Annotated in this window: 7 protein-coding genes; 6 read left to right on the forward strand and 1 reads right to left on the reverse strand. The window is 30.0% G+C overall.

Going from position 1 to position 7,268, the window contains the following annotated elements; translation table 11 throughout:
* Positions 1-212, reverse strand: a 212-nt coding sequence (locus HHU12_RS32435; protein WP_169660890.1) for a YrrC family ATP-dependent DNA helicase, incomplete at its 3' end; no start/stop codon positions are given.
* A 675-nt stretch (positions 213-887) separates the two neighbouring features.
* On the opposite strand from HHU12_RS32435, the gene HHU12_RS32440 reads away from it, so the two are divergent.
* The 6 genes from HHU12_RS32440 to HHU12_RS32465 all read left to right on the forward strand — a co-directional run bounded on the left by HHU12_RS32440 (position 888) and on the right by HHU12_RS32465 (position 6,949).
* Positions 888-1,127: a hypothetical protein gene (locus HHU12_RS32440; RefSeq protein WP_169660891.1), complete on the forward strand. Its 240-nt coding sequence runs from the start codon at positions 888-890 to the stop codon at positions 1,125-1,127.
* 106 nt (positions 1,128-1,233) lie between these two features.
* Entirely contained in the window at positions 1,234-2,037 is an 804-nt protein-coding gene (locus HHU12_RS32445; protein ID WP_169660892.1) for a GLPGLI family protein, read from the forward strand.
* Between the two features lie 452 nt (positions 2,038-2,489).
* Entirely contained in the window at positions 2,490-3,116 is a 627-nt protein-coding gene (locus tag HHU12_RS32450) for a hypothetical protein (RefSeq protein ID WP_169660893.1), read from the forward strand.
* Positions 3,082-3,972, forward strand: a complete 891-nt coding sequence (locus HHU12_RS32455; RefSeq protein ID WP_169660894.1) for a hypothetical protein — start codon at positions 3,082-3,084, stop codon at positions 3,970-3,972. The genes HHU12_RS32450 and HHU12_RS32455 overlap by 35 nt, the downstream gene beginning before the upstream one ends.
* The gene (locus HHU12_RS32460; RefSeq protein WP_169660895.1) at positions 3,956-6,535 is read left to right on the forward strand and encodes a carboxypeptidase-like regulatory domain-containing protein; all 2,580 of its coding nucleotides are present in this window, start codon (positions 3,956-3,958) and stop codon (positions 6,533-6,535) included. Before HHU12_RS32455 ends, HHU12_RS32460 begins: the two co-directional genes overlap by 17 nt.
* A 6-nt stretch (positions 6,536-6,541) precedes the next feature.
* Positions 6,542-6,949 carry a thiol-disulfide oxidoreductase DCC family protein gene (locus tag HHU12_RS32465; protein WP_169660896.1) on the forward strand — a complete coding sequence of 136 codons (408 nt, stop codon included), beginning with the start codon at positions 6,542-6,544 and terminating at the stop codon, positions 6,947-6,949.
* Positions 6,950-7,268 lie beyond the last annotated feature (319 nt).

Consider the following 7,268-nt stretch of genomic DNA (forward strand, 5'->3'; position numbering starts at 1 on the left):
GTAGAATGTGCTTTGAACTGATCACCGAATTTAGGGTGAGTAGTCCATTCTCCTTCAAATTCTAAGGTAGCACCCGCAAAAACGTTGGCTTGATGCACCGTAACAGTGATTTGTTCATGAGGTCTGTCGGCAGGATTTACCCTAATGACTGTCCATCCATTTTCTTTGTTATGATACGTAACGCGGTGTACTATGCCTTTGAATTTTTCCATTGCTTGTTAAAAAGTGAAATTTTAATGGAAGTTGATTAAAAATGTATTGTTTCTGTTTTATAGAAAGTAATTTTAAAATTAATATACAAAATCAAAAAAGCATACATTATTTTGAAGATTACGGATGTAAGTATTCAATTAATTCATCTGAAAATGCAAGAAATAAGCACATTAGGTATAAGAAAAAAGATGTATAAGTAAACCACTTGCTGAAGGTAAAACAGGATCAATTAGAATTACTCCTAGAAGTATCAGAATAACCCAAAAATAAATTAATACTATTTTAAGGTACGTTTATATGATGAAAAGTAATATTTGTAATCTTCAGAATGGAACAAAGTATAGGTGAAAAATCGAGGTATAAAAAAGTATTTGAGCTATGAAACTACTTATTGAAAAAGTGATAAAATTCAACCATAAATAAGAAGTGATTTTTGTGGAATTTGTGAGTTGTTTTAAATTATAAATAATGTTAATTATTTTTGGGGTGAAAGAAATAATATTAATTTAGCATTGAAATTTACTATTATAGTTTGCAATTATTAATAAAGCTAGCTAACATAAAATTTAATAAAAACTAACTAATTAATTTTTTAGGAAAATATTAAACTTTATTTGTTTAATTAAAATTTAAACTATAATAATATCTAAAAACACCTTTAAACTAATTAAATTATGAAAAAAGTATTTCTTTCAGCTACTGGTATAGCTGTTGCATTCATGGCTTTTGCATTCACTCCAGTTCAAAAAAACAATTCTATGGGTGAGATGTTGGATACTCAGACACCGATAGCCTCAACTGGTACTTGTTCTACTAAGATGCAAACCTCAGCCGGTTTTACTAGATGTGATAATACTTGGGAAGAAAAAGTACAATCTATTGGAGCAATGACAGATGTTTTGAATAAGTATTAAATTCAAATTCTAGACCCTCTGTTGTTTTTTAATTTTATTGCATAAAGCAGTACACAGAGGGTCATTATTTAACTTTTGATTATTGAAAATAATATATAGCATTCAAATGACACAGTTTAAAAGAACTTTCGTTCTTTTCTTTTTACTTTGTACGACAATAACCGTTTGGGGTCAATCAAAAAAAGATGAAATAGTAAAAGTAACATATAGAAGTTCCCCTATAAGTCAATATAAAATGACTGAAGATCAAATCATTTCTACCCCATCAAAGGCTTCTACATATGAGTTTATGAAAGGTATTACTGACTATTATAGTTTGTATATTAATTTAGAAGATTATTCTTCTGTATATATATTGGACTCTACAGTACAGGTAAGGCCTTTAGGATGGGAAAATCCAAGGATTAGAGCATCCTTAGCTGATACTGTTTTATTTACGCTAAAAACTCCTTTGCAAAAAACACTAAAACACGAATGGATTATGAACCAAACGTTCTTTTCAGAAGGGGAAGTAGGAAATATAGAATGGGAACTTACTAATGAAGAAAAAAAAATAAATGGTTTAAATTGTAAAAAGGCAAAAAGTAGATTTAAAAATTACCCTATGCTAATTGTTTGGTATACTAAAGATATTCCCATATCCAATGGTCCTTCAATTTATCAGGGGGTGCCTGGATTAGTAATTCTTGCTGAAGATTATTTTAGGACTATAAAGCTTCATAGTATAGAATATACAGAGGATAGAGAAGCTTTTAAATCACTATATTCAAGTAAATTAGAATACTTTGAAAGAGAAAAAGAACGGGGTAAACACTATGAAAAAGAACCGTTATTACTAGTAAAGAAAGGAGATTTGGCAAGAACACTTTACGAGCACTATCATAAAAAACCTTATAAAGGTAATAATTAGGGGGGGCACTGAAAAAGTCATAGATCTACTTAATCTAGCTTAGTTATATTATAATCAATGACTAAATAACTTTATAAGTACTAACCTTCATATCAAGTACAAGCCTTTTTTCAGTTAAACAGCCTAAAATAAGCAGATGAAGGGATTATACCTTGCATTTTTTTTATGAACTTTCATTGAAATAGCTCTTAATTGTATTGTAAAGCTACTTTTTTGCTTTTTTTATAAAAAATCATTGTCCACGATTTAATACAAACAATGATTTGATGTATATAACTGATATAATCATACTTTATATATAATTTAGTGACAGATAATGGACTTACATTATTATGAGATTAAAATCACTTTACAATTCAAAATACTTAATCCATTTATAAAAAAACTGATTATTAACAAATTAGACTTATAATCTTTAAAAGATCGAAAACTTATATAATATACTTTGAATAATGAAGAATAAAATACGTATTTTGCTTTATTTTAGCCATTTATTACTAATTTTTTTTCACGCATCTTGGGCTACTTTTGACTCTTATATGTCTTTTCATTATAATAAAAGTATAGACATTCCCATTATTAGTTTTTTGAAACAGAATCAACATACAGACCTTTATTACATAATTACTGGAATTAATACAGGATATGGTTTTTATGGTATTCATACTTCAACAGAAAAATATTTTAGAGCTTATTATTTAAATTCTACTAATAAGGTGTTGAAAACAGATAGATATTTTAACCTATCTACATATAATGGTATTTCAAGATTAGAAGGGTTTGCGTCATCTTTTGCAAATTATGTTAATGATACAGGTAAGTTAATAAAATCAGATACTACCTCTTTCGAAGATAATAATCCACAAACTATCCAGTTAAGAAAAGAATATAACTTTAGAAAAGATTATGTAGAAAAAGTCTTAAAATGGTATGGAAAAAATGAAGCTAAAAACATACCTAGATGTGATTCTTATAAAATTGAGCTTTTAACTATTGTTCCTCAAGATATATGGCAAAAAAAAGAAAAAATTAAAACCCAATTATATGTTGTTCAAAAAGGTCTATTCCCTGTACAATAGCCTAGTAAAGCTATTTGATGTAAAAGAAAGTATAATTCCATTTTTAGTTTTCTATAGAGTTGCTATTAGCCTAGTGGCAATAATTGAAATTACTTCATTATTTCCCGATTTACATTTATTTTTTTCACAGTATAACACACTTATTCCCCAAGAATTAATGTATATGCAGTCAGGTTATTTTAAGTATTTGCATGTTTTTTACGTTTTTTTAGAAGAAAATAATCTTACTACTGTTTTCTATAAATTGGCTGTTCCAATATATATAACGGCTTTATTGTCTTTATTAGCGGGGATTTTTACCCGATATACAGCTTTGTTAGCTTTGATTCTTCAGCTTCTTATATTTAGAAGTTTTGCCCCTTTCAATTATGGCTATGATTATTTTCTCACGATGTCACTTTTTTACTGTTTCGTTTTTCCTGTTGGAAGGTACTATTCAATAGATGAGAAGATTTTTAAATATACATCCAAAGAAAATTTTAATTATAAACGTGTACTGCAAATTCATTTAGCGATTGCATACTGTTTGTCCGGTGTATCCAAAGGATTGGATCCTGGTTGGTGGAATGGTAATTCTGTTTGGAAAGCGATTGCTTCTGTAGATAACTCGTTTTTTTCTATTTCACCATTGATTTTAACTTTTGTAGGGATAGGTACAGTACTGTTGGAATTTTTATATCCTTTGTTGATCTTCTTAAAACCAACAAGAAAATATGCTCTTACAGCTATAATATTAATGCACGTTAGTATTGCCATTATGATGGAATTATATGCCTTTTCAGCTATCATGATTGTATGGAATATTGCTGCCTATGGTACTCTTAAAGAAAAAGCAAAACATGTGGAAACAGTATAGTATTATTGTTTTTATTTTTTACTCTTTTAATCTATTTGGACAAGAAAAAAGTGTTTCAGGTGATATAAAAAGTGTTTCAGGTGATGTTGTCCCTTTTGCCAATATTATTGCTTATCCCAAGGAGGATATGTCAAAACCAATAACCTATGGTTTTAGTAATTCACAGGGCCAATTTTCTTTAAAAATTCCTTCTGATTTGAAAGCAATCACCATTAATGTTACTGCCATTGGTTTTAAAGAAAAAACAGTGGCACTGCAACTTAATGGGCAATCAGTAGAAATTACTTTAGAAGAAAGTATAACAGAACTTAAAGAAGTGGTGGTTGAACTTCGAGAAGAAACGGATACACTAAATTTGGATACCGAACATATGAATTTAAGTAAAGAAAGTACTTTACGTGAAATGCTTAATAAAACTGATGGAGTAATAATCGGCGATGAAGGCACAATTTCATATCAAGGGAAACAAATAAACAAAGTACTAATAAATGGAAAAGAAGTATTTATAAATCAAAATAAAGTAGCACTGGATAATCTGAATTATGAGATAATGAAAAATGTCCAGATTATTGATAACTATAAAGATAAGTTCACTTTAGACTTCAAGCGTATACAAGATCCCGTAATCAACATAGACACAAAAGAAGAGTTTAAGGGAGTGGTTAAAGCACAGATAGATGCAGGCATTGGCTATACTGAAAAGTTTGCTGTAAAAGGAAAAGGATTCTTTTTTTCTGATAAACTAAATTCTTTTGCAACCACAAATACGAATAATGTGGGGGAAAAGGAATTAGGACAAAAAGATGTAACTTCTTCCGTTTTAAAATATGCTACGGGTGCGTTGAATAATACATTACGCCCATTTTTCATGGACGATTCCCGCACTTTTAAAAGCTTTGTGAGTAATAGCAATTTAACTACTCGCTGGCAAGGTCTTAATAGTAAAACAGGGGTTGTATTCTACTATGGAAATATACAAACGGAAAGAAAAATAGATATCAACACAATTGTAGCTGATGTTTTGACACAAGGCAAACAAACGGAGAACATACATAAAGGGAATTTTATTTCAGTGACGGCAAATCACAGTAGAATACTTTCTAAGAAAACTGTATTCCAAAATGTGTTGAGTGCAATGACTATAGATCAACAGGGAGATAATAAAAGTTTTAATACATTGTACATACCTGAGGTGACAACTTTTACAGAGTTGAACCAAAATAGGCCAAAGAACTTTACACTTTCCAATGCTTTAAAAATTACCCACTTATTGAGTGATAACATTGCTTTTGACCTCAATGTTGATTATTTCAATGAGAGAAATACCCGTGATTTTACTACTCTTCTTACGAACATAAATTTTCCAGATCTTTCTCAAGAAGAGATGACTTCAAAACAACTTTTTTCCACTCTCGCTAATCTGCAATTCAGATTTAAAAAGGCATCTCTTAAAGCGGGGATACACCTTTCAAAAAACCTTGAAAATGGTCATTTGACTTTTAATAATGATGTACCAACTACTACAAGTTTAGAGCGAGGTATCACTATTTTGGATGTTCCATTGTCGTTAAGTGGAAGTATAAACAAACTGGATTATACATTTTCAGCCACACCAACGCTTATCCATACTCAAAAAACACAGTATAGCAATTTTTTTAAAATGCATCATTCACTTACCTATAATTTTGAAACGCAGAACACTTTAGGTATAAGTGCCGGCCGTGATTATCGCTTTTATAATTTGCATGTATTATTTGATACGATGATGCGTTCTTATAATCAAATTATCATCAATAATAGGGACTACGTGAACCAATATGCGACAAGAGATGAGGCGTCATTGAGTTGGTTTAATAACAATGTTGCTCGATCCAAAAGTAATCATATCATATACAGGTACACTCGTGAACAAGATTTTTTACAGAATGTACTTGATTCTATTTCTAATAATGTTTTTTACTACTCGAATCAAGTCTTTGATAAAAAAGAGACGCATTCCCTAAGTTCTGGCTACCAAAAAGGTTTCTATATCGGAAAATCTTATCATCTCCTTAAATTAGACGGTAAGTTGGATTACACTTATAACAATTATACAACCTCCGTAAATAGTGTAAACACCCCTTCCAGATCTGATGCTTGGGTTCCTTCACTCAACATAAGCTTCTTGCCCCGAAGTTTTTTCATCAAGGAAGTGTCAAATGAACTGAATTATAATCATATGATATTTTGGTTAAATAATGAAGAGATCAACAGACAATCGGTGATCACCAATACTTTTTCCGTTAGAGGTCACGGAAATAAAACGACCTGGAATGTGAACTTTATTTTTACAAAATATAGTATTGAAAATACTGAATTCAATGTGCCAGATCTTCATCTTTCTTATAAATATGACTTATCAGATCGATTATCCTTTTCATTGGTTGGGCAATCTTTGCTCACCCTTTTCAAGCTGAATAATTACAATTATGTCAATACAATTTCATCTGGAAATACGTTGACACAAATTGCGACGAATAACAACTTAGGTTATTTACTTTTAACTACTTCTATAAAATTGTAAAGTAAAATGGAGCAAAAAAAACATATTATTTTATTTGACGGGGTTTGTAACCTTTGTGATTCTACAATACAATATATCATTAAGCATGATCGCAAGAACCTCTTTTACTTTGCTCCTCTACAAGGAAAAACCGCTAGTCAGCTATTACACAACAATAAGTCTATAACTTTTCTACCTAATAATTCCATTGTATATTCTGTCGGGGACAAATTCTATATAAAATCTACTGCTGTTCTTAACATTGTTTTAAAACTAGGTTTTCCCAGAAATTTATCTGCTGTATTTTTAATTACTCCGCCTTTCATTAGAGATCATATTTATGATTATATCGCTCAAAACCGTTATAAATGGTTTGGAAAGAAGGATAGTTGTATTCTTTTAACCCCTGACTTAAAAGAAAAATTTTTAGATTGAGACCTTTTATAGGCGAATCTTGAAAAGAAAATCTCTTGGATTTAAAATTAACGATTCAATAACTGACAATAAAGACACTCTCATCAGTATAAAAGAGATGTTTCAAACATGTTCTTAAATATTGGTAAGATATTCTCTGGAACAACAAAAGAAGTTGACTGTGGTACTTATATATTTCACTCATCTTGTGCCACTCATTTCACTGATATTGTGCCACTTTCAAATTGCTATTAGCAAGATATTGAAAAATAAATTAATATTACTCTTTTGTTTCTAATGTCCTAAGTGATTTCCCCTTTAAATCCAATCTATGTGATGA

The sequence above is a fragment of the Flammeovirga aprica JL-4 genome (assembly GCF_012844305.1).
GTDB classification, from domain to species: domain Bacteria; phylum Bacteroidota; class Bacteroidia; order Cytophagales; family Flammeovirgaceae; genus Flammeovirga; species Flammeovirga aprica.